At 69.1% G+C, this 24637-nt stretch carries 30 protein-coding genes; 12 read left to right on the top strand and 18 right to left on the bottom strand.

Annotated elements, in window-relative coordinates; genetic code table 11:
- Positions 1-12 precede the first annotated feature (12 nt).
- From F787_RS0107630 to purM, 4 genes are read right to left on the bottom strand one after another with little or no spacing between them, the layout of a single operon-like run.
- Positions 13-1419: an NAD(P)/FAD-dependent oxidoreductase gene (locus tag F787_RS0107630; RefSeq protein WP_028491814.1), complete on the bottom strand. Its 1407-nt coding sequence runs from the start codon at positions 1417-1419 to the stop codon at positions 13-15.
- A gap of 8 nt (positions 1420-1427) precedes the next feature.
- Positions 1428-2267: a DUF3108 domain-containing protein gene (locus F787_RS0107625; protein WP_028491813.1), complete on the bottom strand. Its 840-nt coding sequence runs from the start codon at positions 2265-2267 to the stop codon at positions 1428-1430.
- The gene (gene purN, locus F787_RS0107620; RefSeq protein WP_028491848.1) at positions 2245-2922 is read right to left on the bottom strand and encodes a phosphoribosylglycinamide formyltransferase; all 678 of its coding nucleotides are present in this window, start codon (positions 2920-2922) and stop codon (positions 2245-2247) included. The genes F787_RS0107625 and purN overlap by 23 nt, the downstream gene beginning before the upstream one ends.
- Before the next feature lie 5 nt (positions 2923-2927).
- A complete protein-coding gene (gene purM, locus F787_RS0107615) occupies positions 2928-3989 on the bottom strand; it encodes a phosphoribosylformylglycinamidine cyclo-ligase (RefSeq protein ID WP_028491812.1) in 1062 nt (353 codons plus the stop codon).
- Between the two features lie 180 nt (positions 3990-4169).
- Between purM and F787_RS0107610 the strand changes: the two genes are divergently transcribed.
- Genes F787_RS0107610 through hda form a run of 3 tightly spaced genes read left to right on the top strand, consistent with a single transcriptional unit; the run spans position 4170 to position 7094 of the window.
- A complete protein-coding gene (locus F787_RS0107610; RefSeq protein ID WP_028491811.1) occupies positions 4170-5219 on the top strand; it encodes a DUF2066 domain-containing protein in 1050 nt (349 codons plus the stop codon).
- A 16-nt stretch (positions 5220-5235) separates the two neighbouring features.
- A complete protein-coding gene (locus F787_RS0107605) occupies positions 5236-6354 on the top strand; it encodes an AI-2E family transporter (RefSeq protein ID WP_042805773.1) in 1119 nt (372 codons plus the stop codon).
- On the top strand, positions 6351-7094 hold the full coding sequence (gene hda, locus F787_RS0107600) for a DnaA regulatory inactivator Hda (protein WP_051246080.1): 744 nt from the start codon (positions 6351-6353) through the stop codon (positions 7092-7094). Before F787_RS0107605 ends, hda begins: the two co-directional genes overlap by 4 nt.
- Here hda and F787_RS0107595 read toward each other — a convergent pair.
- Genes F787_RS0107595 through arsC form a run of 3 tightly spaced genes read right to left on the bottom strand, consistent with a single transcriptional unit; the run spans position 7067 to position 8429 of the window.
- On the bottom strand, positions 7067-7447 hold the full coding sequence (locus tag F787_RS0107595; RefSeq protein WP_019021313.1) for a DUF2069 domain-containing protein: 381 nt from the start codon (positions 7445-7447) through the stop codon (positions 7067-7069). The two genes, hda and F787_RS0107595, sit on opposite strands and share 28 nt — an antisense overlap.
- Positions 7444-8070, bottom strand: a complete 627-nt coding sequence (gene wrbA, locus F787_RS0107590) for an NAD(P)H:quinone oxidoreductase (protein ID WP_019589243.1) — start codon at positions 8068-8070, stop codon at positions 7444-7446. The genes F787_RS0107595 and wrbA overlap by 4 nt, the downstream gene beginning before the upstream one ends.
- Entirely contained in the window at positions 8067-8429 is a 363-nt protein-coding gene (arsC, locus tag F787_RS0107585; protein ID WP_028491808.1) for an arsenate reductase (glutaredoxin), read from the bottom strand. Before arsC ends, wrbA begins: the two co-directional genes overlap by 4 nt.
- 26 nt (positions 8430-8455) lie before the next feature.
- Here arsC and F787_RS0107580 point away from each other — a divergent pair, with 26 nt between their 5' ends.
- The 4 genes from F787_RS0107580 (at position 8456) to F787_RS0107565 (ending at position 10505) form a co-directional block, all read left to right on the top strand.
- Positions 8456-8746 (top strand): acylphosphatase, encoded by a 291-nt coding sequence (locus F787_RS0107580; protein ID WP_028491807.1) that lies wholly within the window; start codon positions 8456-8458, stop codon positions 8744-8746.
- Positions 8747-8818: 72 nt separating this feature from the next.
- Positions 8819-9445 carry a TetR/AcrR family transcriptional regulator gene (locus F787_RS0107575; protein WP_018870107.1) on the top strand — a complete coding sequence of 209 codons (627 nt, stop codon included), beginning with the start codon at positions 8819-8821 and terminating at the stop codon, positions 9443-9445.
- Between the two features lie 11 nt (positions 9446-9456).
- Entirely contained in the window at positions 9457-9954 is a 498-nt protein-coding gene (locus F787_RS0107570) for a DsrE family protein (RefSeq protein WP_028491806.1), read from the top strand.
- A 44-nt stretch (positions 9955-9998) separates the two neighbouring features.
- Positions 9999-10505 carry a DsrE family protein gene (locus F787_RS0107565; protein WP_019589245.1) on the top strand — a complete coding sequence of 169 codons (507 nt, stop codon included), beginning with the start codon at positions 9999-10001 and terminating at the stop codon, positions 10503-10505.
- 97 nt (positions 10506-10602) lie between these two features.
- Here F787_RS0107565 and F787_RS0107560 read toward each other — a convergent pair whose 3' ends face one another.
- The 5 genes from F787_RS0107560 to F787_RS0107540 form a co-directional block, all read right to left on the bottom strand.
- Positions 10603-11370, bottom strand: a complete 768-nt coding sequence (locus F787_RS0107560) for an ABC transporter permease (protein ID WP_028491805.1) — start codon at positions 11368-11370, stop codon at positions 10603-10605.
- The gene (locus tag F787_RS0107555) at positions 11367-12347 is read right to left on the bottom strand and encodes a daunorubicin resistance protein DrrA family ABC transporter ATP-binding protein (RefSeq protein ID WP_028491804.1); all 981 of its coding nucleotides are present in this window, start codon (positions 12345-12347) and stop codon (positions 11367-11369) included. The genes F787_RS0107560 and F787_RS0107555 overlap by 4 nt, the downstream gene beginning before the upstream one ends.
- A 22-nt stretch (positions 12348-12369) precedes the next feature.
- On the bottom strand, positions 12370-12666 hold the full coding sequence (locus F787_RS0107550; protein ID WP_028491803.1) for a DUF3817 domain-containing protein: 297 nt from the start codon (positions 12664-12666) through the stop codon (positions 12370-12372).
- Positions 12667-12752: 86 nt separating this feature from the next.
- A complete protein-coding gene (locus tag F787_RS0107545; RefSeq protein ID WP_028491802.1) occupies positions 12753-13622 on the bottom strand; it encodes a universal stress protein in 870 nt (289 codons plus the stop codon).
- On the bottom strand, positions 13615-16068 hold the full coding sequence (locus F787_RS0107540; RefSeq protein WP_028491801.1) for a Lon protease family protein: 2454 nt from the start codon (positions 16066-16068) through the stop codon (positions 13615-13617). Before F787_RS0107540 ends, F787_RS0107545 begins: the two co-directional genes overlap by 8 nt.
- A gap of 95 nt (positions 16069-16163) precedes the next feature.
- Here F787_RS0107540 and F787_RS17160 point away from each other — a divergent pair, with 95 nt between their 5' ends.
- The 3 genes from F787_RS17160 (at position 16164) to F787_RS15615 (ending at position 18520) form a co-directional block, all read left to right on the top strand.
- The gene (locus F787_RS17160; protein WP_231373418.1) at positions 16164-16487 is read left to right on the top strand and encodes a type II toxin-antitoxin system RelE/ParE family toxin; all 324 of its coding nucleotides are present in this window, start codon (positions 16164-16166) and stop codon (positions 16485-16487) included.
- Positions 16484-16876, top strand: coding sequence for a helix-turn-helix transcriptional regulator (locus F787_RS0107530; RefSeq protein WP_028491799.1), 393 nt, complete (start codon positions 16484-16486; stop codon positions 16874-16876). The genes F787_RS17160 and F787_RS0107530 overlap by 4 nt, the downstream gene beginning before the upstream one ends.
- Positions 16877-16957: 81 nt before the next feature.
- On the top strand, positions 16958-18520 hold the full coding sequence (locus tag F787_RS15615) for a GGDEF domain-containing protein (protein WP_081694109.1): 1563 nt from the start codon (positions 16958-16960) through the stop codon (positions 18518-18520).
- 5 nt (positions 18521-18525) lie between these two features.
- On the opposite strand, the gene pyk is transcribed toward F787_RS15615, so the two are convergent.
- Complete coding sequence (pyk, locus tag F787_RS0107520) at positions 18526-19968, bottom strand: pyruvate kinase (protein ID WP_028491798.1); 1443 nt, start codon at positions 19966-19968, stop codon at positions 18526-18528.
- 226 nt (positions 19969-20194) lie between these two features.
- On the opposite strand from pyk, the gene F787_RS0107515 reads away from it, so the two are divergent.
- Positions 20195-20707 (top strand): DsbC family protein, encoded by a 513-nt coding sequence (locus F787_RS0107515; protein ID WP_018870098.1) that lies wholly within the window; start codon positions 20195-20197, stop codon positions 20705-20707.
- A gap of 116 nt (positions 20708-20823) precedes the next feature.
- Here the strand turns inward: F787_RS0107515 and F787_RS16425 are convergent, their stop codons facing one another.
- Genes F787_RS16425 through modA form a run of 4 tightly spaced genes read right to left on the bottom strand, consistent with a single transcriptional unit; the run spans position 20824 to position 23719 of the window.
- Entirely contained in the window at positions 20824-21108 is a 285-nt protein-coding gene (locus F787_RS16425) for a type II toxin-antitoxin system RelE/ParE family toxin (protein WP_081694108.1), read from the bottom strand.
- A gap of 8 nt (positions 21109-21116) precedes the next feature.
- Entirely contained in the window at positions 21117-22223 is a 1107-nt protein-coding gene (modC, locus tag F787_RS0107510) for a molybdenum ABC transporter ATP-binding protein (protein ID WP_028491797.1), read from the bottom strand.
- A complete protein-coding gene (gene modB / locus F787_RS0107505) occupies positions 22220-22912 on the bottom strand; it encodes a molybdate ABC transporter permease subunit (protein WP_028491796.1) in 693 nt (230 codons plus the stop codon). The genes modC and modB overlap by 4 nt, the downstream gene beginning before the upstream one ends.
- A gap of 6 nt (positions 22913-22918) precedes the next feature.
- Positions 22919-23719, bottom strand: a complete 801-nt coding sequence (modA, locus tag F787_RS0107500) for a molybdate ABC transporter substrate-binding protein (protein WP_028491795.1) — start codon at positions 23717-23719, stop codon at positions 22919-22921.
- Between the two features lie 268 nt (positions 23720-23987).
- On the opposite strand from modA, the gene F787_RS0107495 reads away from it, so the two are divergent.
- Positions 23988-24422 carry a rhodanese-like domain-containing protein gene (locus tag F787_RS0107495; RefSeq protein WP_018870094.1) on the top strand — a complete coding sequence of 145 codons (435 nt, stop codon included), beginning with the start codon at positions 23988-23990 and terminating at the stop codon, positions 24420-24422.
- Positions 24423-24446: 24 nt separating this feature from the next.
- Here the strand turns inward: F787_RS0107495 and F787_RS17155 are convergent.
- On the bottom strand, positions 24447-24637 hold a 191-nt coding region (locus tag F787_RS17155; protein WP_231373417.1), incomplete at its 5' end, for a hypothetical protein.

Here is a 24637-nt window from a genome sequence, read left to right as displayed (position 1 = left end):
CCGGCCGGCGGGTCACAGGTCGAAGATCTCGGCCTTCAGGCCCCACTTGGAGGCCAGGGTCTCGGTGGCGTTGAGGAACTCCTCGGCGCGGGCCGGGTGGTTCCACTGGCCCCTGGCGATCCAGTTGAGCGCGGTGTCGCGATCGGGGGCCAGCGACAGGATGTGGATCAGCTCGCCGGCGTCGCCGCCGATTACCTCGCCGCCCAGCAGGCCGCCGGTGTCCATGTCGCCGATCAGGCGGACGAAGCCCTCGGGCTCGTCCTGGCCCAGGGCGCGTGGCGAGGTCTCGAACGCGGCGAAACCGACCGCGGGTTCCAGTTCCTCGTCCTCGGCATCGTCCTCGTCCATGCCCAGACGCGCCATCTCCACCGCCGAATAGATGGCGATCGGCACGTAGCGTTCGTCCTGCTCGCGGGTGTTGCCGGTCTGGATGTTCTCCACCGCGATGGTGGCATCGGCCAGCGCGTGGTTGGCGGTCTGCCATTCGCTGGCGACGTCGCCGATGGCATAGATGTGGTCGACGTCGGTCTGCAGGGTGGCGCGCCGCTGCACGAAACCGCGCGCGTCGGTCTGCACGCCGACGGCCTCCAGGTTCAGGTCCGCGGTATGCGGCGTGCGGCCAGTACCGAGCAGGACCCAGTCGACGTCGTGGCGCCCGCCGTCCTGATCGGTGATGACGACGCCGTCATCGGTGGTTTCCACACTCTCGTAGCCCTTCACCCGGATCGGCTCGACGCCGTTCTCGCCCAGCTTGTCCTTCAGCGTGGACAGGGCCTGCGGGCTGAACTTCTGGCCGTTCAGGGGCTTCGAGCGGGTCAGCCAGGTCACTTCCTTGCCAAGCATGGAGAAGATGAAGGCGAATTCGGTGGCCACCACGCCGGAGCCGATGATGGCGACCCGGTGCCCTTGCGGCGGGCGCTCGTCGAACAGCATGTCGGTGGTGATTACCCGCCCGGGGACGGCCTCGAACGGTGCGGGCACGGTGGCCGTGGCGCCGGTGGCGATGATGGTGTGCTTCGCCTCCAGGGTCTCGCTGCCGTCGGCGCCCGTGACCTCCAGGGTACTGGCGTCGCGAAAGCGGGCGGTGCCCTCGCGGTACTGGATCTTCAGGTGCTTCATGTATTCCAGGTAGGAGTCGCGCACCGAGGTCACGACCTCCTTCTGGTGGTCCCAGGCCGGATCCATCTCCGCGCTCAGCGAGCCCCGGATGCCGCGGCCCTCGAAGTGGCGCTGGGCAGCCACGGTGCGCGCGGTGTGGTACCAGTCCTTCTTGGGCACGCAGCCGCGGTTGAGGCAGCAGCCGCCCCAGGTGTCCTTCTCGATGATGACGACGGAGAGTCCGCGCAGGGCGCCGAGGACGGCGGCGCGATAACCGCCGGGGCCGCTGCCGATGATGGCCAGGTCGAAGGTTTCGCTCATGGATGTGCTCACGGATTGGGGTCTTCGGTCAGGTCGATGATGGGTTCGTGCCATTCCAGCGCGGTCAGTTCGAGTTCGAACACGCGCCCCCCGGCCTCGTAGTCGAAGCGCACGGGGATGTGGTTCAGGTCCGGGGCGAACCAGGCGGCGAGTTCGACATCGCCGTTGTCGCTGCGGCGGACCACGCGCACGGTGTCCAGCGAGCCGATGCCGGAGTCCACGGTCTCCTCGCCGTCGCGGCGGAATTCGTATTCGCGCAGGCGGTCGCGCTCCAGGGTGCGGATGCGGACGGTGTCGCCGGTGACGCCCAGTTCGCCGGTTTCCAGCTGCTGCATCATCATGTACAACGAGCCAAGGAAGTCGAGGGTGCCCTCGGGCACGTCGAGCGTGAACCGCTCGCTGTCGATGTGGCCGATGGCCTGCTGTTCCTCGTGGTCCAGGCGGGTTTCGACTTTACGCTCGTCGCGCGGGGTGATCTGGTGGGAGCGCGACGAGATCAGGTGCAGGCCGGAACCATTGGTGTTCAGCAGCGATTCGCGGCTGAGTTCGAAACGCCCGAGTACGCGCAGGAATCCGGTCACGTGGGCATCCATCGCCATGCGCGTGCGGAGGTCTTCGTGGTTGAGGCTCATGGAGGCATTCAGCGTGCTGGCCATGGCCGTGGCCTCGAAGCTGGCGGTGAACGGCGGGATCCGCGACGCGTCCGCCGGGTCCGCGTTGCTGTCGGCGGCAGGGGCGGCGGTCGGGAACGCCGTTGCGAGGATCGCGGCCAGCGCCAGGACGAGACCGGTCAGCAACCGCGCCGTGAAACGCCGTCGGGCGGCGTCAGGACGATTCACCTGGGGCATGGGAAGTCACCTCGTGATCGAGCTGCAGGGGCGCCTCCAGCGGGGCGCCATCGTACCGGATCGTGGGTTCCGACCACTGAATCCGCCCTGAACACACCAGCCCGGCTGCTGCGGGGTAGAGGCGGTGCTCGGCCTGCTGCACGCGCGCACTCAGGGAGGCTTCGGTGTCGTCGGCCAGAACCGGGACCCGCGCCTGCATGATAACCGGACCACCATCCAGTTCCGGCGTGACGAAGTGCACGCTGGCGCCGTGTTCGCGCTCGCCATCGGCCAGGGCGCGGGCATGGGTGTCCAGTCCGCGGTACTTCGGCAACAGCGACGGGTGGATGTTCAGCAACCGTCCGGTAAAGCGTTCCACGAATCCCGGGGTCAGGATGCGCATGAACCCGGCCAGCAGCACCAGGTCCGGTTCGAACGCCTCGATGGTTTCGGCCAGGGCCGCGTCGAACGGTTCGCGCCCGGCGTAGTCGCGGTGGTTGAGGACCTGTTCCGGGATGCCGCGGGCGCGCGCAAACTCGAGTCCGCCGGCGTCGGGGCGGTTGCTGATCACGCCGACCACCCGGCCGTTGATCTCGCCGCGTTCACAGGCGTCGATCAGGGCCTTGAGGTTGCTGCCGCGCCCGGAGATCAGCACGACCAGGCGTTGCGGGGCCATGCCTGTCATCCCGCGGTGTACACCACGCCGGGTTCGTGTTCCGCGCACTCGGCGACCACGCCGATCGGCCAGGCGGGGACGCCGGCGGCGGCCAGTTCCGAAGACACCGCTTCCACGCTCGCCTCCGGCAGGATCAGCGTCATTCCGATCCCGCAGTTGAAGGTCAGCAGCATCTCCTCGTCGGCGATGCCGCCCTGCTCCTGCAGCCAGCGGAACACCGCCGGCCACTGCCAGGCGCGGGTGTCGATGCGCGCGTGCAGGGTCTCGGAGAGCAGCACGCGCGGGAGGTTCTCGGTCAGGCCGCCACCGGTGATGTGGGCCGCCGCGTGCACCGGATGGTGTTCCATGACCTCCAGCAGCGGCCGGGCATAGATGCGGGTGGGTGCCATCAGGGCCGCGCCCAGGGTCTCGCCGTCGCCACCGGGCAGCGGCGCGTCGAGGTCCGCCTGCACGTGTTCCAGGACCCGCCGGATCAGCGAGTAGCCGTTGGAATGCGGACCGCTGGACGCCAGCCCGAGGATCACGTCGCCCGCGGCCACCTGGCTGCCGTCCAGCAGCTGATCCTTCTCCGCGATGCCGACCGCGAAGCCGGCGACGTCGTAGTCCTCGCCCTGGTACATGCCGGGCATCTCGGCGGTTTCGCCGCCGATCAGCGCGCAGCCGGCCTGCTCGCAGCCCTCGGCGATGCCGGTGATGACATCGCCGGCGATGTCGATGTCGAGGTGGCCGGTGGCGTAATAGTCGAGAAAGAACAGCGGCTCGGCGCGCTGAACGATGATGTCGTTCACGCACATCGCCACCAGATCGATGCCGATCGAGTCGTGACGATCGGTCTGCTGGGCAAGGCGCAGCTTGGTGCCGACCCCGTCGGTGCCGGACACCAGCACCGGCTGGCGGTAGCGATCCACGGGCAGTTCGAACAGCGCGCCGAAACCGCCCAGGCCCGCCAGGACCTCGGGGCGCAGGGTGCGCTGCGCGTGCGGCTTGATGCGTTCGACGAGTTCCGACCCGGCGGCGATGTCGACGCCGGCCTCGCGATAGGTCAGACCGGAAGAGGATTCGGACATGGGCAACGTTCCCGGAAAAGGGCCTTCTGGCGGGCCGCGACGCTGCCCGCGGGCAGGCGCGCATTGAACCCGGGCATGTTAGCCGCCCGTGCCGGGGCGTGCAAAGCACGGGCGGCGCGCCGGCGGCGGGCGCTGTGCTATGTTGAGCGGCGTGTTGCCTGCCTGCTGCCCGTGAGTCCCATGCCTGCCGTGTCGCGTTCCATTTCCGCTGTTGCTCTGTTCCTGTCCCTGTGGCTGATCGCTCTGCTGCCACAGGCCGCGGGGGCGGGGACGCTGGTCGTTCAGAGCGATGCGGAAGAGCAAGAAGCGGCGCTGGCGGAAGGGCTCCACGCGGCGCTGGTGCGGGTGGCGGGGCTGGATTCCGACGCGGTGCGGGCGCTTGCCGACGAGCTGCGCGAGACCCCGGACGATGACGAACTGCCGGCGGCGCTGGAGCGCCAGCAGGCGCGCGACGCGGGCGGCTATCGCCTGGAGTTCGATCGGACTGCCCTGCGCCGGTCGCTGCGCGACGCCGCCGTTCCGATGATCGTCGGCTCGCGTCCGTCCCTGCTGGTGTGGGCGGTGGAGGAGGCCGACGGCCGGCGTGACCTGCTGGGCACCGCGTCCGTCGGGGAGGATTCCGGCGTGCTGGCCGCACTGGAGACCCTGGCCGGCGAGCGGGACATGCCGCTGCTGTTCCCGCTGGGGGATCTGCAGGACCGGCGCGAGGCGCGCATCAGCGACATCGTCGGACGCGTGACCGAGCCGCTGTTCGAGGCCGCTCGGCGCTACGGTCCGGACGGCCTGATCCTGCTGCACCTGCGACCGGCGGAAGGGGAGACCCGCGCGCGGGCCCTGCTGGTGCATCGGGACCGCGAATACCGTGCCGAGGCCACCGGCGCGGATGCCCCGGCGGCCGCGCGTCGGGCGACCGCCGCGGCGCTGGACCGGATGGGCGCCGACCTGGCGCGGGTGCCGGACGAACCCGAGTGGATCACGGTGGGCTTTACCGGGGTGGCGGGTTTCGACGGTTTTCGCCAGCTGCGTGCCCGGCTGGACGGCATGGAGGCCATCGAACGCGTGCAGCTGGACTCGCTGGGCAGGGCCGCCCTGACCCTGCGGTTGCGCACCGGTCTGGATGCCGAGGCCCTGGGCGAAGTGCTGCAGGACGCGGGTTTCACCGCGGCCGGGGAGGAGGAGCGGGAAGAGGCCGGACGCCCCGACGCCGCACTGTGGCTGGGTGTGCGTTGATCCGGAGGAGGATCCGATGAGCGCCGCAGGAACCCCGCCCCCCGGTGACCCGACCCCGGGAAACGTATCCGCCGCCACCGTGGCCGCCCTGCTGGGGCTGCTGGTCGTGGCCGGCGCGCTGTATCTGCTGGCGCCCATTCTCATGCCGTTTCTGGTCGCGCTGCTGGTGGGCTACCTGTTCAATCCGCTGGTGACCCGCCTGGGGGTGCGTCTGCAGACCTCCCGCACGGTGGCGACGCTGGTTATCTTCCTGCTGGTGATGCTGCTGCTGGCGGCGGTGGTGCTGGTCCTGATCCCGCTGGTCGCCGCCCAGCTGGAGCGGTTGTTCCTGTTCCTGCCGGAGATCATGGCGTGGTTCGACCAGCAGGCACGGCCATGGCTGGAGCGGCATTTCGGCGACGGCATCCCGGCGCTGGATCCGCAGGCGGTGCAGGACATGGTGGCGCGCCACTGGCAGGAGGCGGGCGGGCTGGCCGGCGGCGCGCTGCACTGGATCGGCAGTTCCACCACCGCGCTGGTGATGGGCGTGCTCAACCTGGTGCTGATCCCGGTGGTGAGCTTCTACCTGCTGCGCGACTGGCCGCGCCTGATCGACGGCCTGCATGACCTGCTGCCGCTGGGCTGGCGGCCCCCGGTGGAGACCTTCGCGCGCGAATCCGACGAAGTGCTGGGTGCGTTCCTGCGCGGGCAGCTGCTGGTGATGGTTTCGCTGGGCCTGTTCTATGCGGTGGCCCTGTCGCTGGCGGGTGTGGAGCTGGGGCTGGCCATCGGGGTGATCGCGGGTGTGGTGAGTTTCATCCCGTATGTGGGCGTGATCGTTGGTATTACCCTGGCCAGCGCTGCAGTGCTGTTCGCCGGCGACGGCTGGGTCCTGCTGCTGGTGGTGTGGGCGATCTTCGCGGTGGCGCAGGTCCTCGAATCGGTCTGGCTGACGCCGTGGCTGGTGGGGGACCGCACCGGGCTGCACCCGGTGGCAGTGATCTTCGCCGTGCTGGCCGGAGGGCAGCTGTTCGGGTTCGTGGGGGTGCTGCTGGCCCTGCCGGTGGCGGCGGTGCTGGCCGTTGCGGTGCGCCACGCGCTGGCGCATTATCGCGCGCTCAATCAGCCCGCCCCCGGAGGGGATGCCGACCCGTGACCCGAGATCCCGCCAGCGCCGACACCGACGTGGCCCAGCTCCCGCTGGACCTGCGGCTGCGCGATGCCTCGCGCTTTGCGGAATACCACGCCGAGGCCAACCGGATCGCGCGCGACACCGTGGAGAGCCTGGGGCGCAACGCCGGGCTGAGTCAGCCGCAGGTCTATCTGCACGGGCCGGGCGCGACCGGCAAGACCCATCTGCTGCAGGCCGCCTGCCACGTGGCGCACGAGCGCGGCGACCGGGCCGCCTACCTGCCGCTGGCCGAACTGGCCACGGCGCCGCCCGCGGCGGTGCTGGACGGGCTGGAGCGTTCAGGGCTGGTGGCGCTGGATGACCTCGCGGCGGTGGTCGGCTCGCCGGCCTGGGACGAGGCGCTGTTCGGCCTGCTCAACCGTCTGCGCGATGCCGGTTGTCGGGTGTTGCTGGCGGCGCCGGAACCGCCGGACGGCATGGGCGCCACCCTGCCGGATCTGAGCTCCCGTCTGGGCTGGGGGCCGGTATTCCGCCTGGAGCCGCCGGAAGAGGAGGACCTGCGGCGCATCCTGGTGGAGCGCGCCCGGCGGCGCGGCCTGGAGATGCCGGATGCGGTGGCCGCCTACGTGCTGCGCCACCAGCGGCGGGACGTGGCCGCGCTGCTGGCCCTTCTGGAACGCCTGGATCTGGCGGCGCTGGCCGAACAGCGCCGCCTGACCATCCCTTTCGTGCGCGATCAGCTGGCGCGTTCGGCCGCCGACTGAGCCGCGCGGGCGCGGCGCGCGTCCAGTTTCACGAACAGCAGGCTGCCGGTGAACCAGGCCAGGCTGAAGCCCGTGACCAGCGCACCGTAGAGACGGTCGCTGGCGACCGACGCCAGCGTGATCCCCAGGGTGATGTAGGCCAGTGCCAGCAGACTGGCCCAGGCGTGGGTGTAGCGCCGCGCATGCAGGGTCCCGCGCAGCGGGAACAGCAGCGGGACCAGCAGGATCGCCAGCGCGAGGGCGCGCGGCAGGGCCTCCGGCGGCTGCAGCCAGCCGGTGAATGCCAGCAGGGTGGCGAACAGGCCGAACCAGCCGATCAGGGCCATCCAGCGGAACAGGGCCACGAGGTTCATGCCTTGCCGCCTCCCTGGCCCTCTGCGGCCTGCAGCCGCTGTGCCAGCCGTCCCACGCGTTCGCCCAGCGCGCCGGCGATGCGCTGCTCCTCGCGCGAGACCGGCGCCTCGCCGCGTTCTCCGGCCACGTGGCTGGCGCCGTAGGGCGTGCCGCCGGTGGTGGTCGCGGAGAGCTCCGGCACGGTGTACGGCACGCCGGCCCACAGCATGCCCTGATGGATCAGCGGCAGGGCCATGGTCAGCAGGGTGGTCTCCTGGCCGCCGTGCTGGCTGGCGGTGCTGGTGAACACCCCGAACGGGCGATCCACCAGGCCGCCGCTGGCCCACAGCCCGCTGGTGCCGTCGAGGAAGTGCTTCAGCGGCGCGGCCATGTTGCCGAAGCGGGTCGGCGAGCCCAGCACCAGCCCGGCGCATTCTTCCAGATCGCGGGTCTCGGCCCACGGCGGGCCGCTGTCGGGCACCGCCGGGGTGTCGCCCGGGGTGCCGGTGGTCACCGGCGGGACCGTGCGTACCCGGGCGGTGGCCCCGGACTGCTCCACGCCGGTGGCCACGTGGCGCGCCAGTTCGGCAGTGGCGCCGTAGCGGCTGTAGTACAGCACCAGGACTTCCACGGCGGCGCTCACGGCAGGATCTCCAGGATCTGTTCGGGCGGCCGGCCGATGCGTGCGGCGTCACCGTGGACCAGGATCGGGCGCTCGATGAGTTTCGGGTGTTCGACCATGGTCCGGATCAGCGCCTCGTCGTCCAGCTCGGCGTCCTTCAGGCCCAGTTCGCGGTATTCGGCCTCGCCGGTGCGCAGGACATCCCGCGGGCCCAGGCCCAGCTGCCGGAGGATCGCGCGCAGGGTATCGGCGTCCGGCGGGGTCTTCAGGTATTCCACGATCTCCGGCTCGATGTCGCGTTCACGCAGCAGGGCCAGCGCGGCGCGGGACTTGCTGCAGCGCGGGTTGTGGTACAGCGTAGGGCGTGGCGATTCGGACATGCACGGACTCCGGAGGTGAAGGATTCATGACTGAAGCCAATGATAACCGGGCCCGCCGCTGGCGTGTCAGCGGCCGGGTGCAGGGCGTGTTCTTCCGCGCCTCGACGCAGAAGCAGGCGCGCCCGCTGGGCCTGACCGGCCATGCCCGCAACCTCCCCGACGGCAGCGTGGAGGTGCTGGCGGTGGGCTCGAACGAGGCCCTCGACCGGCTCGGGACGTGGCTGCGCGAAGGCCCCCGTCAGGCCCGGGTGGACGACCTGCAGGCCGAGGACGTCGCGGTCCCGCAGCCGCCGCCGGAGCGCTTCACCACCGGCTGAGCCGGGGCAGGTCTTCCCCCGGATGCATTGCGGGTGTAGATTAGAACGAACGTTCGTTTTAGTGAGACGTCGATGACTGCCAGTCCCGGAAAGGCCGTACGCGGGGAGACCCTGCGCAAGCTGGTGCTGGACACCGCGCTCGAGCGCTTCAGCACCGACGGCTATTTCAATACCTCCATCCACGACATCCGCCGCCAGGCCGGGGTGTCCATCGGTTCGATCTATCACCACTTCGGCAACAAGGAGGCCCTGGCCAAGGCGCTGTACGACGACCTGCTGCAGCGCATGGATGCCGGGCTGCAGCAGGTGATGGAGGAGAGTCAGGACTGCCGCACGCGCTGCGACGGGATCATCGCCTTTCTGTTCGAGACCACCGCACAGGCCCCGCAGACCATGCGCTTCGTGCTGGAGTCCCGCCACCGGGAGTTCCTGCCGGATGAACCGCCGGTGTGTTCGTCGCAGCCGTTCCAGCGCATGCGCGAATGCATCGAGCAGGGCATGGCGGCCGGCGAGCTGCGGCCGATGGAGGTGCCGGTGGCGGCCACCGTGGCCTTCGGCGGTGCCATCCGCCTGCTGCACCTGTACCTCGATGGCGTGCTGGACCGTCCCCTGTCCGACTTTTTGCCCGACATGCAGGAGGCGGCATGGCGGGCGATTGCGATGGATCCGCCTCGCAACACCACCCGGGAGAACGCATGATGATGAAAAGAATGGCCGTACTGCCGTTGCTGCTGGTGCTGGCCGCATGGCCAATGCTGGCGGTGTCCGCCGCCGAAGCCGGCGCCGAACCCACCGACGCGAAGGCGCTGGAGGGCGTCGAGACCGGGCGCGTGGTGTTCGATCTCAACAACAGCGACCCCGAGGGGCTGGCGCTGTACCTGATGGTGATCCGCGAGACCCACGAGGACTTCACCGACCAGGGCGTGGAGCCGGACATCATCCTGACCTTCCGCGGGCTGGCGGTGACCATGGTCAGCGAGGACCGCGAGCGGTTCGAACTGACGCAGTTCGAGCATCTGGACGCGATCGAGGAGCACATCGCCGCGCTGCGGGAGAAGGGCGTGCGGATGGAGGCCTGTTCGGTGGCCACGCGCCTGTTCGACGTGGATCACGGCGAGCTGCTCCCCGGCATCGAGCCGGTACGCAATACCTTCGTGTCGCTGACCGGGTATCAGGCGCAGGGCTACGCGGTGATCCCGATCTACTGAGCCCGAATGGAGCAACCGGAAAACCACCAGGAGGAGGAAACTACATGAGAAAAACGATACTGAGCATCTTTTTCGCCTGCGTCCTGCCGCTCGGTCTGGCCGTGCCGGCGGTCGCCGACGACGAGGGCCTGGACAACCGTGAGGCCACGCAGGGGATCGAGACCATGCGGGCGGTCTACGACATGCGCAAGTCCGATCCGGACGTGATGCTGGCGTACCTGCGCGGCATCGCCACCAACCACGAGAACCTGCTCAAGGAGGGCGTGGAGCCCGACCTGCGGATGGTGTTTATCGCCGAGGCGGTCAAGTTCATCACCACCGATCCGGAGCCGGAGGTCGACATCGACCACGCGGAGACCCTGGAGGAGATCGCGAAGGCGGTGGACCGGCTGGATGAGCTGGGCGTGCAGATGGAAGTCTGCGCCGCGGCCACGCGCGCCTATGGCGTGGATAACGACACGATCCTGGAGCCGATCAACGTCGTGCGCAGCGGATTCATCGCGGTGATGGGCTATCAGAACCAGGGCTACGCGCTGGTGCCCGTCTACTGAACCCGCACACCCCATCACACGGGGCCTTTGGGCCGTCGCATCCGTGCGGCGGCCTTTTTTCTGTCCGGCCACCTGCGGGCGTAGCGCCCGCCGGGGCTCAGCCGCGCGCCAGTCGGCGGTTGAGCACCCATACCGACAGTGGGGCGAACACCGCCGCGATCCCCGCCGCCCAGGCCAGCGATGCGAGCGCCGGGGCCGCGACCGCCCCGTCCGCGTTCATCAGCCCGCGCGCGGCGTCGGTCAGGAGCGACACCGGGTTGGCCTGGACGAAGCCCTGCAGCCACTCGGGCATGGTCTCCACCGGGACAAACGCCGAGCTGACGAACGTGACCGGGAACAGCGCGGTGAAGCCGAACAGCTGCACGTGTTCCGGGTCGCGCGCGAGCACGCCGACCAGCACCATCACCCAGGAGAACGCCACCGCGAAGGTCAGCACCAGCAGTACCATGACCAGCAGATGGCCGAAGGAGGTGGCCAGGCGGAAGCCCAGCAGGTAGCCCACGATCAGCAGCAGGGCGATGCACAGCACCTGCTTTACTACGTCCGCGAGGATGCGGCCGGCCAGCGGCGCCCAGCGCGGGATGGGCAGGGCGCGGAAGCGGTCGAACACCCCGCGGGTCAGGTCGGTGTTGAGGCCGTGGCCGACATACACCGTGACGAACAGCATGTTCATCACGATCACGCCCGGCAGCACGAAGGCGAGGTAGTCATCCGGCGAGCCGGCGATGGCCCCGCCGAACACGAACAGGAACAGCACCAGGAACAGGATCGGCTGGATGGAGTAGTCCCCCAGCTCCCAGGGGTTGCGGCGGACCTGCACCAGGCTGCGCCAGGCCAGCGCGAGGGTCTGGTCGAGGGCATTCATGCGGCATCCTCCCCGCTGTCCCCGGCGGCATCGGCCGGCGCGTCGCCGCTGCCGGTCTGCCCGGTGAGTGACAGGAATACGTCGTCCAGGCTGGCGCTGCGCAGGCCCAGCTCCGCGACCTCGATCCCGGCGGCATCCAGCTCGCGCAGCACCGCCGGCAGCAGCGAGGCCTCGGCCACCGGTGCGCTGACGGTCTCGCCTTCTACATGCGGTTCGCTGCCGGTGAGCGTGGCCACCTGGCGGGCGGCCGCATCCGCCTGGTCCGCCCGCGCCAGGCGCAGGAACAGCGTGCGCGTGCCGACCCGGGCCTTCAGCTCCGCGGCCGTGCCCTCGGCGATCACGCGGCCCTGATCCAGCACCACGATGGAATCGGCCAGTGCATCGGCCTCCTCGAGGTACTGGGTGGTCAGCAGCACCGTGGTGCCCGCGTCCTGCAGCCGGCGTACCCGCGCCCACAGGTCGCGGCGGGCACGCGGGTCCAGTCCGGTGGAAGGTTCGTCGAGGAACAGGATGCGCGGGCGGCCGACCAGGCTGGCCGCCAGATCCAGCCGCCGGCGCATGCCGCCGGAATAGGTCTGCACCGGGCGGTGCCCGGCGTCCCGCAGGGAGAAGTCGGCCAGCAGCTCGTCGGCGCGGGCCCGGGCCGCGGCGCGTTTCATGCCCAGCAGGCGGGCGATCAGGATCAGGTTCTCGCGCCCGGTCAGCTTCTCGTCCACCGATGCGTACTGGCCGGTCAGGCCGATGATCTCGCGCACCCGCGCCGCCTCGTCGACGACATCGAGGCCGCCGACCCGCGCGCGACCGGCGGTGGGCGAGAGCAGGGTCGCCAGCATGCGCACCGTGGTGGTCTTGCCGGCGCCGTTCGGGCCCAGCAGCCCGAGCACATGGCCGGCCGGGACCTGCAGGCTGACCTCATCCACCGCACGGGTGCCGGCGAAATCCCGGACCAGGCCTTCCACCTCGATGGTGTTGTCCACGCTTGCCTCCGTTTGCGGACGGTCAGGCGTGCTGCAGCTCGCGCGTCAGCTCGCGCCGGATCATCCAGTCCACGTACAGGAACCCGAAGGGCACCACGCCCATGATCAGCACCAGCAGCCACTTGAGTACCGACCAGCCGCGCATGTGGCTGGCCACCACCGTGGCGGCCGCATAGATCAGGAACAGGATGCCATGGATCCAGCCGACCCAGGTGACCGCCATGTGCATGTCCGCGTAGGTGCGCAGTGGCATGGCGACAAACAGCAGCGTGATCAGGGAGATGCCCTCGATCACGCTGATCGTACGAAAGTATTTCATGGCCTTCCGGTATCGCTGGTGAAACGGTCGCGAAGGGTAGCACGCGGGCGCCCCGTCGGCGGCATTCCCGGTGCCTGACGCAGCGCCTACGGCGTGATGGTGACCGGGGCCTCGAGGGCGCCGAGCAGGGCGTCGCCCTGCGGGCCGACCAGCAGCGGGCTCTCGCGGCCGAGCACCACTTCGGCCGCCGGCTGACGCTCCAGTGCGCGGAGCAGCTCGCGGGGAGCGCTCGAGCGCAGCGAGTGAACCCGCACCGGAGGGTCGGTGGCCGCCACCCATTCGCTCAGGGCCCGGTCCCGCTCGCGCGCGGCGTCGGGATCGTCCAGCGGGACGAGCAGCACGGTCAGGGGGCGCTGTTGCTGGCGGGCCCGGGCGCGGGCGAAGGCGAGGGCTTCGTGCGCGGTCTCCGGGGCATCGACCACCACCAGGACCGGGCTGTCGGGACGTGTCGGCCGGGTTCCGGTGAGGTGGACCCGTCCCGGGGCCTCATGGACCAGGCGGCGCGCGGTGGAGCCCAGGCGGTTGCCGGTCGCGGCCGACCAGCCGATCTTGCCCAGCACGAGGAAATCACCGGGGGTGGTCAGCGCAAGCACCTCGCGGCGCACCGATCCGCGGCGGACCTCGAGCGAGCCGCGGATCCTTGCACGCGCGGCGGCCTGTTCGGCCGCACGGCGGAGGTGGGCGGCGCGCCGTCGCAGGCGGCTCTCCAGCGGACCGGTTTCCAGCGGCCGCGGCTGCCCGGAGAGCGAACCGATCTCGCGGGTGAAGGGAAAGGCGGCGCTGCGCAGCAGATCGGCCTCCTCGACAAAGATCGCCTGCAGTTCGCCCTGCAACGTGGAGGCCAGCGTCGCCGCGGCCTCGAGCGCGGCCTGGCTGGCACGCGAGGCGTCGAGCAGGACCAGGATGCGCCCGGCCTCCGCCGACGGGGATGGCTGTGTGCCCGCTGGGTCAGTCATCGTCCTCGTCCCGAGAAACGGGTTCGGCGCCCTCTGCGCCCGCGTCGTCGTGCCGGCGATGCCGCGCAAGGCGGGCGAAGGTCGCCAGCCGGTCGGCGACCGCGCGGTTGAAGCTCTCCGCCGGGAACTCGCCATCGGCGTCCGCCTCCCCGGGGGGCATGTCGGCGAGCAGGGCAACGGCGTCGTCTACCGTGCGCAGCGGGTACACGCGGAAGTGGCCGGCGGCCACGGCTTCGCGCACGTCGCGCCGCAGCATCAGGTGCTCCACGTTGCTGGCGGGGATGAGCACGCCGTGGCCGTTCATCTCGCCCGCTTCCCGACAGACATCGAAGAACCCCTCGATCTTTTCGTTGACCCCGCCGACGGCCTGGACCTCGCCGTGCTGGTTGACCGAGCCGGTCACCGCCAGCGCCTGCTTCAGCGGGACCCGCGCGATGGCCGACAGCAGGGCACAGATCTCGGCGACCGAGGCGGAATCGCCCTCGATCCCGCCGTAGGACTGTTCGAAGGCGAGACTGGCCGACAGCGACAGCTCCGCATCCCCGGTGTAACGGCTGGCGAGAAAGCGTGAAAGGATCATCACGCTCTTGCTGTGGATCGGTCCCGCCAGTCTGGCCTCGCGCTCGATGTCGATGACCTGGCCCTTGCCCGGTCGTGCGGTCGCGGTGATGCGCAGCGGGCGTCCGAACAGGTGGCTGCCCAGCTGCATCACGGACAGGCCATTGACCTGGGCCGTCTGTCTGCCTTCCGTGGCGATCATCACCGTGCCGCGGCGGATCTGCTCCAGGCTGCGCCGCTGTACGCGTGCCGAGCGCTCGATGCGTTCCTCGATCGCGCGTTCGATGTGGGCGGCGCCGATGGTTCCGGCCTCTGCCTGGCGCGCCCAGTGGTCGGCCTCCATCAGCAGGTCGCGCAGGGTGCGGTCATGGGCGGTGAGCCTGGTCTGGTCCCCGGCCAGACGGCTGGCGTGTTCGATGGTGCGGGCCACGGCGCCGCGGTCCAGCGGGCGCAGCTCGTCGCGCCGCGCCATGCTGGCGAGCATGCGCGCGTACAGGGCGTAACCGGCCTCGTCGCGCTCGAGGTCGTCCTCGAAATCGGCCTCGACCTTGAACAGCTCGGCGAAGTCCGGGTCGTAATGCGACAGCAGGTAATACAGCAGGCGGTCGCCCACCAGCACCACCTTGGGCGAGACCGGGACCGGTTCGGGTTCCAGACTGACCGTGCTGACCAGGCCGTAGAGCCGCTCCAGCGACTCGATGCGGATCTCGCCGGAGAACAGCACGCGCTTCAGGCTGTCCCAGGCCATCGGCTGCATCAGTACCCGCCGGGCGTCGAGGATCAGATAGCCGCCGCTGGCGTGGTGCAGCGCACCGGCGCGGATCAGCGAGAAGTCGGTGTACAGCGCGCCGTTGTGCACGTGGTGTTCAATCTGGCCGGTCAGATGCTGGTGATTGGGCAGGTCCTCGTAGATCACCGGCGCCCCTTCGGTTTCCGCATGGTCCACCAGCAGGTTGGCGCGAAAGCGGGCCAGCAGCGCGTCCGGGGGCGCGTGATCCTGCCCGCTCTGCCCATCCTGCCCGCCCTGTTCGTCGTGGCCGCCGCGGAAGATCTCCGCGTGTTCCACCACGTGGCCGTGGATGGCGTCGAGCTGTTGCACCACGCGTGGCAGGTGCGCCCACTTCTCCTTCAGGTCGTGAATCGGATCGCCGAGGGTCAGCTGCACCATCTCCTCGTTCAGCGAGTGGACCTTCTCCCGCAGTTCCTTGCGCAGGCGGGGCACCTGCTGGATGGCCTGCTGCAGCTGTTTCTGCAGTTCCTCGGCCTTCTGCTCGATGCGCTCGCGTTCTTCCTCCGGCAGCTTTTCGTATTCCTCGGGGTCCAGGACCTCGCCGTCACGCACGGGCGCGAAGGTGAAGCCGCTGGGGGTGCTCACCAGCTCGATGTCGTGCTTGTTGGCCTCTTCCTGGACCTCGCGGACGCCTTCGTTCTGGCGTTCGGACATCTCCTCCTGCAGTTCCCGCAGCCGCCCCTGGTATTCGTCGCTCTCGAAGGCGGCAGGGATGCTGGTGCGCATCTCCTCGACCAGATTCTCGAGATCATCGCGCAGCTGACGCCCCTCGCCGGCCGGCAGACGGATCGCGTGGGGGCGTTCCGGCCGGTCGAAGTTGAAGACATGGCACCAGTCCGGAGGGACCGCCTCGCTGGCCGCGCGGCGGGCGAGAAAACGCCGCACCAGGTCGTGCCGGTCGCTGCCCTCGGGGCCGAGCACGAACAGGTTGAAACCCGCGCTGCGCATGCCCGCCCCGAATTCCAGCGCACGCAGCAGCCGATCCTGGCCACAGGGGAGTTCCAGTTCTTCCAGCTCTTCGGTGGTGTCGAACTCGAGCTGCTCCGGCGGGCAGCGATGGTAGGTCCGTTCCGCGTCCAGGGGGGTCGGTCGGGTCATGCCAGCTCTCCTTGATCCGTACCCCGGACCATAGCCGGATACCCGCCCTGGCGACAAAGACCTGCGCCCCGGGGCCGGGGTTGCCCCTGGTTCGGATGGATGCCCGGGACGGGGCATTCGTTATGTTGCCTGTTGGTAAACCTTTTTCTACACTCTTCTTCGTGTACCGGTTGAACTACAAGAAGTCGGCACTCAAGTGCCTGGCGCGGATGCCGCGTGGAGAGCGCCAGCGCGTGACCGGGGCGCTGAGCCGGCTGGCACGGGACCCGGACGAACCGGCACTGGATGTCAGACCACTGCAGGGGCGCGAAGGTTACCGGCTGCGCATCGGCCGGTGGAGGGTTCTGTTTCGTCGGCAGGATGACGATCTGATCATTCTGGTGTTGGACGCAGGCGCACGAGGAGGCATCTACAAATGAGTGAAGCGGTTCAGATCATCGAGCGCGACGGCAAACCCGAATATGCCGTGGTCCCCATCGACACCTATGAGCGCCTGGTGGCGAGCGCCGAAAAGGCCGAGGACATCCGGACTTTCGACCGCGCCATGGTCGAGCTGGAGCGTGGCGAGGACGAGGTTGTGCCGGAGGCGGTTGCGCAGCGGCTTCTGGCCGGGGACGAGCACCCGATGCGCGTCTGGCGTGAACATCGCGGGTTGACGCAGGAGTCGCTGGCGACGGCGGCGGGGGTGGGCAAGTCCTACATCTCCCAACTGGAAGCCGGTCGCAAGTCCGGTTCCGTGGATGCCATGCGTCGCATCGCTGCCATCCTCGAGGTCGACATCGAAGACCTGCTGCCGGTAGAGCCCTGAAGAACTGGGCTTTTTGAGGCCCCCGGAACCGGGGGCAGCCGGCGCGAGACAACCACCTCGCGCTCTGACACTATGTCGCCAATGGCAGACCCTTCCGGCTTGCATGGCGAAGAAGAGCATTCCCCGGACCGGCCGGGGCGGGGTGGCTTTGCGCGCCTGAAGACCTGGCAGGTGCTGACAACGGCCGGTTTCCTGCTGAGTGCGGTGTATGTCGGCCTGCCCGCCGGGTTGCTGGCCAGTACGCTGTACGTGCTGTTTACCGCCGGTGCCGCGGTCGCGGTGGGGGTGGCCCTGGTGCGTCGGCCACGCCCCTTCGCGGCCGAGGCCTGGGCCCTGATCGGCGGCGCACTGGTCCTCGCGGCGATCGGGCACGGCATCTGGTACTGGCTCGACCTGCAGGGGCTGGAGCCGTTTCCGTCCTTCGCGGACGTTTTCTACCTGCTGGTGTATCCGCTGTTCGGCGTGGCGTTGTGGCGGCTGGGTGGCCGCAGCAACCGGGATGACGGTGCCCTCGTCGATGCCCTGATCGTCGGGATCTCGGCCGCGGTCCTCTGCTGGGCCGTGCTGATTGCCCCGTATGCGTACGACCCCGATCTCTCCTGGCTGCAGCTGCTGGTGTCTGCGGGCTATCCGGTGGCGGATCTGATCCTCCTGCCCTTGATCCTGCGCCTGGTGTTCCTGCAGCGGACCCGTATCACCGCCCACCGTTTTCTACTGCTGGGGATGGTGGCCTATCTGGTCGCGGATCTGCTCTATGCCCTGGGCAACAACGCTGGCTGGTACGCGGCGGGCGGGATCACGGACGCGTTCTGGCTGATCGCCTATACCCTGATCGTGGCGGCGGCATGGCACCCTTCGGTCAGGGTGGAACCGCGGGTTCAGGCGTCGCAGGCCGATCTCTCGGGGCGCCGTCTGCTCATGCTGGGGCTGTTCGCCATCCTGGTGCCCATCGTGACCCTGTTCACCGCCGGCACCGACATCGAGGTCATCCGCGTGGCGGCCATCGGCTCCGTTCTGCTGTTCATGCTGGTGATGTATCGCATGGCCGGGCTGCTCCGCGAAACCCACCGTCAGGCACATCAGCTCAGGCAGCTGTCCAACACCGATCCGCTTACCGGGGCCGGCAACCGGCGTTACCTGGAGGAACAACTGGCTCGCGAGATCGCGCGCAGCGAGCGCATGGGCGAGCCGCTGTCGCTGGCTTTTATGGACCTCGATTATTTCAAGCGGTACAACGACGCCCACGGTCACGCGGCCGGCGACGCGCTGCTGCAGGACATGGTGCGCGCCTGGCGCTCCATTCTGCGGCCCACCGACGTGCTGGCACGCTTCGGTGGCGAGGAGTTCGTGGTGGTACTGCCTCATGCCAGCATGAGCCGGGCGATCGGGGTGCTGGAACGCCTGCGCGCTGCCGTTCCCTATGGCCAGAGCTGTTCGGCCGGGCTTACCGAATGCCGTCCCGGGGACAACGCGGATACCCTGCTCAGGCGCGCCGACCGGGCGCTGTATTCGGCCAAGAACGACGGACGCGACCGGATCGAGGTGGTTGATCCGGAGACCGAGCCGGGGGCCTTTGCTCCGGACCCCGCTGTCCCGGCCGACACGTCGCGAAACGGGCCCGGTGAGGCCCGCTCAGGCCGGTAGCGGAATCAGCCTTCCCCGCGGAGCGGGCCCAGTTCCAGCAGCTCCAGGCGGTGATTGCCCGAGGGGTGCGGCTCGGAGGGGCCCTGGACGAGCAGGGCCAGACCTTCGTTGATTGCGTTCTCCGCGAGCCACTGGTGCGCAAAGTCGTTCCAGTCGCTGCGGTCCTCGGCCACGGCCTCCGGCCGGACACCGTAGGAAAACTGCAGGCCCTGAGCGGTCTCGGGGTGCGGCGTAAAGGCCGCGATCCAGCAGGGCAGGCCCAGGCCGGCGATGCGTCGGGCGGTGGCGCCGCTGAGCGTGGGCACCAGCGTGACCTGCGGTCGGCTCCGGTGCGCGGTGTGGAATACGCTGCGCGCGATCAGGTCGGCGGCACGCTCCTGCTCGGGCAGGTCGGGTTCGTCCGGGTGGTCGGTGCCCGCGGCGGCGTCGCGTTCCGGTTCGATCGAACGGGCGATGGCTGCCAGCATCGCCACCGACTCCACCGGATAGCGCCCCATCGCGGACTCGCCGGAGAGCATCACGCAGTCGGTGCCGCCGAGGATGGCATTCGCCACGTCGGTGGCCTCGGCGCGCGTGGGCCGGCGCGAGTTCACCATCGACTCCAGCATCTGCGTGGCGGTGATCACCGGGCGGTTGTGCCGGTTGGCACGGCGGGTGATGCGGCGCTGGGCCAGCGCGATGCTCGCGATCGGGATCTCCACCCCCAGATCCCCGCGCGCCACCATGATGCCGTCGGCCGTCTCGAGGATGCTGTCGAGCTGCTCCAGCGCATCGGCGCGCTCGATCTTGGCAATGATGAAGGGGTTGTAGCCCAGATCCTCCGCGGCCTTGCGCACCGCCAGGATGTCCTCGCCGTCGACCACGAAACTCTGGCTGACCGCGTCCACCCCGTGCTGCGCCGCAAACCGCAGCCATGCGTGATCGTCCAGCGTGAAGGCGCGGATGCCCAGATCGATGCCCGGCAGGTTCAGCCCCTTGCGCGAGCGCAGCTCCCCGCCGGTCTGCACGCGGCAGCTGACGTCGGGCCCGGCGACCGACTCCACCTCCAGCTCGATGTAGCCGTCGTTCAAAAACAGCGCATCGCCCGGCTGCACCGCCTCCGGCAACCCGGAGAACGACACGCTGACCCGCGAGGCGTCCCCGATGCACTCCTGCGTGGTCAGCGTGATGCCCTGACCCGGCTCCAGCTCGATCGGCTCCTCGGCCAGCTCGCCAATGCGCATCTTCGGTCCCGGCAGATCCCCGAGGATGGCCACACGGGTCCCGGTTTCCTGCGCCGCTTCGCGGATCCGAGCGATCAGACCGGCGTGATAGGCGGGGTCGCCATGCGAGAAGTTCAGCCGGACCACGTTCAGCCCGGCCTGCATCATCCGCCGCAGCGTCTCCGGTGAATCGGACGCCGGCCCGATGGTGGCCACGATCTTCGTCTTCTGTGCGGGAAACGGCATGACAGACCCTTGCTCGATCAATGCCATCGAGAGTAAACCGTCCGCGAAAGTCTGTCGCCACCGAGCCTGGCGGGCGTCCTCCATCCGGAACCCGGATACCTCGCAATGGTCCATGGGTATGTGTTTCGGGGCAGGGGATCGCTAGGCCGACAAACCACGGCTGTCAACATATCAAGCCGGAAGGGTGGTGCACGTGATACGGACGAACGGGATCTGCACATGGCCCATGGTCCTGGTGGCCGTGGCGCTTCTGGTGTTCGGCCTGAGCGGCAACGCGGCCGCCGGGGAACGGCAGGCCGAGATCGTGCAACTGGTGGAGGGCCTCGACGAGGACGAGCTCATCGTCTTTGAGCCGGAGGACCCCCGGTACACCGTGACGGTCTTTACCGACGTCAACTGCCCCTATTGCCGCGAGTTCCACCAGCAAATCGACGACTACCTCCTGTGGGACATCCGCATTCGCTATGCGGCGTTTCCCGTCATCGGCAACGCCTTCGAGCAGATGGAGGCGGTGTGGTGCAGTGACGACCGGCAGGATGCCATCACGCGGGCCAAGCTGGGCGGGACCGAAGTAAAGGCGGAAGGTTGCCCGAATCCCGTGGCCGATCATCTGGCCATCGCCCGGGAGCACCGTTTCCTGGGTACCCCCACCATCATCACCCCCAAGGGGCAGATCAGGTACGGCCTGGTCCCCGCTGCCGAACTCGCAGACATGCTGGAAGCCGAGGCGGCCCGGTAAGCAGCGTATTCTCCATGCGCTGGAGGCCCCCTCTGGTTCTTAGCGATATCGGTGGATGCCTCGGCGCTGACCGGGCCGGGGTAGCCACCTTGCCCGTCGCCCACCTGCTTGCCGCACTACGCGCCTGGTTGTTCGTTGGTCAGACGCCAGTTGCCGCTGACCCGGATGCTCCAGCGTCCCTTTGCAGTGCCCTTCAGTCGGTGCAGGTGGCACCCGGGAATATCCATGTCTTCGACCGTGGCCGCCGTATCCAGCGCTGCCAGCAGTATTCTCGGACGTCCTGCATGTCGAGGCTGTATGCCTGTCACGCTGCCTGACTCGTAGAAGCGGCGCAGTCCCTTGTGCCGACACGACTTGATCTTTGGCGAGCGCAGCGCATTGCGCGACACGCGATATATCATCGATTTGATCAGTCGAGAAAGGCGACGGCTTTGACGAGGGCGTGGGCGCGGGTGCCGGGTTGGAGGCGCAGGCGTTCGGCGGAGAGGCGGGTGAGTTCGGCCATCAGGGTCTGGCCGTCGTGCTGGCGGCAGACGGCGAGGATGCGCGCGGGACCGTGGTGGCCGGGGGCCTCGTCGAGGGACTCGATGGTGACCGGGACGATGTTGAGGACGGAGACGTCGTCGGGCGCGGAGAGGGCGAGGGCGACGTCGCGGGCATCGATGCGCAGGCGGGCCTGGTTCCCGGCGCCGTTGGTGGTGCCGGCGGTGGTGGGTACGCGGTAGCGGGCCTCGGGCGGGCCGAAGGGGTGCAGGCCGTGTTCGTCGGCCGGGCCCAGTTCGCCTTGCAGGACGGAGACGGCGCCTTCGTCGCGGAACAGGGGGGAGTCGGCGCGGGCGAGGGCGTCGCGCAGGGGTTCCAGGCGTTCGAGCTGGCCGTCGTGCATGAAGGCGACGCGGGTGGCGAGGCGTTCGACTTCGTCCGGGGCATGGGTGACGAGCAGGCTGGGGATGCCGGTCTCCTCGGACAGGCGCGCGAGGAAGGGCATGATCTCGCGCCGGGTCTGGGTGTCCAGGGCGTTCAGGGGTTCGTCGAGCAGGAGCAGGTCCGGGCTGGTGAGCAGGGCGCGGCCGAGGGCGACGCGCTGGCGCTGGCCGCCGGAGAGTGCCTCGGCGCGTCGCTCCAGCAGGTCGTCGATGCCGAGCAGGCGGGCGCCCTCGTCCAGGTGCAGGCGGCGCAGGGGCTCCGGCGTGCGCTTGTAGCCGTAGAGCAGGTTGCCGCGTACGGACAGGTGCGGGAGCAGGGTGGATTCCTGGAACACCAGGCCGACGCGGCGGCGGTGCAGCGGGACGAAGGTCTTGCCGGATTGCCAGACAGTGTCGCCGAAGTGCACCTCGGCGCCGGGCGCGTGCTCCAGCCCGGCGATGATGCGCAGCAGTGTGGTCTTGCCGCAGCCGGAGCGGCCGAACAGCGCGGTCACGCCCTCCAGCGGGATCGTTGTGTCCACGTCCAGCGCGAAGCCGGGACGCTCCAGGCGCGCCTGGATGCGCAGTGTTTCGCTCGTGGGTCGGCTCACAGGCGCACCGTGTCGAAGCGGCGGTTGATGGCGTAGACGACGAACAGCACGGCGAAGGCGAAGATCAGCAGGCCGAGGGAGAGGCGGTGTGCGGAGGCGAAGTCCATCGCCTCGGCATGGTCGTAGATCAGGATGGACAGCACCTGGGTCTCGCCGGGGATCGCGCCGCCCAGCATCAGGATCACGCCGAACTCGCCCAGGGTGTGGGCGAAGGCGAGCGTGGCGGCGACGATGAAGCCGCCGCGGGTCATCGGCAGGATCACGGTGAAGAAGCGGTCCATGCGCCCGGCGCCCAGCGAGCCGGCGATCTCCACCGGGCGGCGGCCGAGGTTGGCGAAGGCCTGCTGCAGCGGCTGCACCGCGAACGGCAGGGAGTAGATCACCGAGGCGATCAGGATGCCCTGGAAGGTGAAGGCCAGGTGGTTCAGGCCCCAGTTCTCCAGCGTGCTGCCGACCGGGCCGGCCGGGCCCAGCAGGACCAATAGATAGAAGCCCAACACGGTGGGCGGCAGCACCAGCGGCAGGGCCACCAGCGCCTGCACCGCGGTGCGCAGCCCGCCGGGGGCACGGCCGTTGGCCAGCCACCAGGCGATGGGCGTGGCGATCACCAGCAGGATCAGCGTGGTGTAGAGCGCGAGCTTGAGGGTGACCTCGATCGCCATCCAGTCCGTGGGGCTCAGGTCGAACATGGGCGCTTACGGGGCGGCCGTGGCGGCTTCGGCGGAGCGGTTTTCGGCGAGGTCGTCGCCGGGCATCACGAAGCCGTAGCGGCGCATGATGTCGCGGGCGGTGTCGCCGTGCATGTAGTCGGCGAAGCGGTGGGCGGTCGCGTTGTGTTCGCCGCGTCGGGTGATGATGAAGCCCTGGGTCAGGGGTTCGTGCAGGGCGTCGTCGATCAGGTGGTGCGGGTGGTCGGCGAGGTCCGGGAACTCGGCCAGCGACAGCGCGATGATGCCGATCTCGGCACCGCCGGCCTGGATCATGCGTGCGGTCTGGGCGATGTTGTCGCCGTTGACGATCTTCGGCTGCAGCGCGTCCCAGACACCCGCGGACTTGAGCGCTTCCATCGCGCGCACGCCGTAGGGCGCGTGGGTGGGCGAGGCGATGGCGACGCGGCGGATGTCGTCGCGCGTCAGGTCTTCCAGTGTCATCGTGGAGGCATCCATGCGGTTGCTCCACAGCACGATGCGGCCGATGGCGTACACCTCCGGTTCGGTCAACGCATGGCCCTCGGCGCGCAGCTTCTGCGGGTAGGCGATATCGGCGGAGAAGAAGACGTCGTACGGCGCGCCGTTCATGATCTGCGTGGTCATGCGCCCGGAAGAGCCGTAGGTCACGCGCACCGCGTCGTCCGGGTGTTCGCGCTCGTATTCCTCGATGATCTCGTCCAGCGCGAAGCGCAGGTCGGAGGCGGCGGCGATGGTCAGCGGGTCGTTGGCGGCCACCAGGCCGGGCAGCAACAGGAACAGGGTCAGGAGCAGGGTGCGCAGGTGCATCATCGGGCGTCCTTTTCGGTTTGTTCTTTCACGCACGGGGGTGCTCGTGCTTTTTGCACGGGATCGGGCCATGGGTGGAGGATCCGGGTGTCGGGTCGGCGGGGATTTTTGCATTCGCGTTATGTTTAGTGAAACATAACGGGCTCGATAAACCCGGTCAAGCATCGGGCGGTCGGGCCCGGTGGCCGCAGGGGCCGGGGGACCGCCGGCCGGCCGTGCATTCCGGATCCGGGATGCCTCGATTCAGCGCCTTTTTGAAGGAGTGCGCATGAGTAACGAAACGAACGAACCGATGGACGAGCCGCAGCTGGAGATCAGCGTGGATGCGTCGCGCGAGCTGGTGGATATCGGGCTGGCGGTACTGCTGGACATCCGCCAGCCGTTCGAGCTGGAGCTGGAAGGCGCGGTGGATGGTGCGGTATCGGTGCCGCTGTTCCGGCTGAAGCAGCTGCTGGGCAAGCATCTGTCGGAAGAAGAACAGGAGCTGCTGGATGCGGACGAGCCGGACGAGCGGGACTTCCAGCACTTCCTGTCGCTGATCAACCAGCACCATGTGCGCCAGGATCAGATCCTGCTGTGCCTGTGCAACAGCGGGCGGCGCAGCCTGCGGGCGGCGCAGCTGCTGCGCGATCTGGGGTATGTACGCAGCCTGTCGGTGCGCGAGGGGTTTCGCGGGTGGCAGGGGGCCGGGGAGGCGGATTGAGGGTCGCGGGCCGCGGCGGTTTCGTCACGGCCGGGGCCCTTGAGGGCGTCGGGGTGTTCGCGTGCGAGCACGCTCCCACATAGCCACATAGCCAGATAGCCAGGTAGCCAGATAGCCAGGTAGCCAGATAGCCAGATAGCCAGATAGCCAGATAGCCAGATAGCCAGATAGCCAGATAGCCAGATAGCCAGATAGCCAGATAGCCAGATAGCCAG

It is taken from the genome of Thioalkalivibrio sp. ALE19, assembly GCF_000428605.1.
Taxonomy (GTDB): domain Bacteria; phylum Pseudomonadota; class Gammaproteobacteria; order Ectothiorhodospirales; family Ectothiorhodospiraceae; genus Thioalkalivibrio.
The sequence above is the reverse complement of the archived record's forward strand: the minus strand, read 5'-3'. Positions and strand labels throughout refer to the sequence as shown.